The sequence below is a fragment of the Blastomonas sp. CCH1-A6 genome (genome assembly GCF_001556365.1).
Classification (GTDB): domain Bacteria; phylum Pseudomonadota; class Alphaproteobacteria; order Sphingomonadales; family Sphingomonadaceae; genus Blastomonas; species Blastomonas ursincola.
Genome location: NZ_LSIS01000415.1, coordinates 1 through 2,488 on the forward strand (window position 1 = coordinate 1; position 2,488 = coordinate 2,488).

Genomic DNA, 2,488 nt, shown 5'->3' on the forward strand with positions numbered 1-2,488 from the left:
GCATGCTGTCGTGCTTGCTGCCAACTCGTCACCCCCGCGAAGGCGGGGGTCCCGCTTCTGGTCCGGAGAACCGAAATAGCGGGATTCCCGCCTTCGCGGGAATGACGGGCACTCTGCGTGTAATGTCTACCCCATCGGCAGCGTCATCGTCGCCCGCAGTCCCTCGACCACACCGCCCGCACTGCGCCGGTTCTCCAACCGCAGCGCGCCGCCGTGCTGGTGCAGGATCGCGCGCGCGAGCGTGAGGCCGAGGCCCGTGCCGCCGGTCGCCATGTTCCGTGAGGCTTCCAGCCGGGTAAAGGGTTCGAACATCCGTTCGATCTGGTCGTCGGGAATGCCGGGGCCGTCATCGTCGATGGTAATGCTCACCCTGCCCGGCACCTGCGCGATACTGACCCGCGCACGCGCGCCATAGCGCACCGCATTGCCGATCAGATTGCGCAGCGCGCGGCGGATCCAGGTCAGCTGCAGCGGCACCACGATGCGCGGCGTATCGGCGAGCGCGACGTCCTGACCGAGATCGCGATATTCGTCGGCGATCATCTCGACCAGCGCACCCAGATTGACCGGCTCGCGCTCCTCGCCGGTCCGGCCGATCCGCGCCAGTGTCAGGATATCGTCGAGCGTGCGGGTGATGTCGTCGATGCTGGCGACCATCCGCTCGCGCTGGCGGTCATCGGGCACCGATTCGACGCGCACCCGAAGCGCGGCGAGCGGGGTCTTGAGATCATGCCCGATCGCGCCGAGCATCACGTCCTTCTCGTTCAGCATCGCGGCGATGCGCGCGCTCATAGCGTTGAACGAGCGGGTGAGGTCGGCAAGATCGCTGGGCCCGGTCGGCTCGATCGAGCGCGCCTCCTGGGTCCGCTCGAAATGCGCCACGCCTTCGCGCAACGTTCCCATCGATCGGGCGATCCGGCGTGTCAGCCACACGAGCGGGACCAGCATGACCAGATACAGGATCACCGTCTGCCCGATAATCGTCGCCAGAATGCGCACCGAGGCTTCGGGCACGGGCACCCGGACGCTCAGCCACTGTCCGTCGGGCCGCTGGATGGCGATCAGCGCGAGCTTGCTGATCGGGCGATCGTTGCGCCCGCCGATTTCGGCCGCCAGCCGATCGACCCTGCGGGCGCGCGGCGGGGCCGGCATCAGCGCCGCGTCGATCCGCGTGGACGGAACGCCATAGCTCGGCAGAATGGCGGCCAGGCGCGACACCAGGCCGGGCGCGGGCCGCATGTCCGGCTGGACCGGATTGTCGGGGGTCAAGTCGGTGCGGCGCAGCCGGAAGCCGGGTGCGCGCTCGATGCGGCTGCCGAAGCGCTCGCGCAACGGCCGACCCTGCTGCAGGCGATCGGTCGCGGCAATCAGCCGGACCGAAGCCTCGGCCGCGATCCGGTCCAGCGCCTGTTCGCGCTGCGCGCGGACCAGCAGCGCGGCATTGACCAGCTGACCTGCCAGCAGCGCAAAGGCGATGGTGAGTAGCAGCCGCCCGGCAAGGCTCGACGGCCAGAGCCGCTGGAACAGGCTCATGGGGTGTCCGGGCTGGCGAGGCGCCGCACGCGCGCGGCGAGCGTATAGCCGCCCCCCCAGACGGTCTTGATCAGGCGCGGCGAGCGGTTGTCCGCTTCCACCTTCTTGCGCAACCGGCTGATCTGGTTGTCGATCGCGCGGTCGAACAGATGCGCCTCGCGGCCATGCGCGAGATCGAGCAGCTGGTCGCGGTTGAGCACGTGTCCTGCATGTTCGCAGAACACCTGCAGCAGCTTGAACTCGGCGGTGGAAATGGGGACCAGCGCGCCATCGGGATCGGTCAGGCGGCGCTTGACCGTATCGAGCGTCCAGCCATCGAACTCGAAGCCCTGCGGTTCGTCCTCGGCGGGCTGGGGCACGCGCGCGGCACGGCGCAGCACGGTCTTGATCCGCGCCACCAGCTCGCGCGGATCGAATGGCTTGACGACATAATCGTCCGCGCCGATTTCCAGACCGATGATGCGATCCATCGCCTCGCCCTTGGCGGTGAGCAGGATGACCGGCGTTTCGGATTGCGCCGCGACATGGCGGCAGAGGCTCAAGCCATCCTCGCCCGGCATCATGATGTCGAGCAGCAGGATCGAGAAGCGCTGGTCGCGCATCAGCGTGCGCGCCTTCGCTGCATCGCCCGCCTCGGTCACGGCAAAGCCCTGGCCGGTCAGATATTCGGCCAGCGGCTCGCGCAATGTCGGCTCGTCATCGATCAGCAGGATATGGACGGGATCGGTCATCGAATGTCAGCATGTGCCGGGTGCGGGGGAGAAAGGCAACCGGCCCCGGACGCATAGGGGAGTCTGCGCCCGGAGCCGGATGGTCTTGAGCGGCGAAGGTCAGCCCTGGGGTGCGGCCTTGCGCTGCTGCCAGCGCTGTTTCATCGCTTCGCGCGCGGCAGCGCGCTCTTCCTGGGTGATCCTGCCGTCCTTGTTGGCATCGTGGCGGTTGAAGCGCTCGAGCG

General features: G+C 68.3%; 2 protein-coding genes. Both read right to left on the reverse strand.

What is annotated here, in order from left to right:
- Positions 1-126: 126 nt before the first annotated feature.
- The gene (locus AX735_RS18785) at positions 127-1,533 is read right to left on the reverse strand and encodes a sensor histidine kinase (protein WP_066283340.1); all 1,407 of its coding nucleotides are present in this window, start codon (positions 1,531-1,533) and stop codon (positions 127-129) included.
- The gene (locus tag AX735_RS18790; protein WP_066283343.1) at positions 1,530-2,264 is read right to left on the reverse strand and encodes a response regulator; all 735 of its coding nucleotides are present in this window, start codon (positions 2,262-2,264) and stop codon (positions 1,530-1,532) included. The genes AX735_RS18785 and AX735_RS18790 overlap by 4 nt, the downstream gene beginning before the upstream one ends.
- Positions 2,265-2,488: the final 224 nt, after the last annotated feature.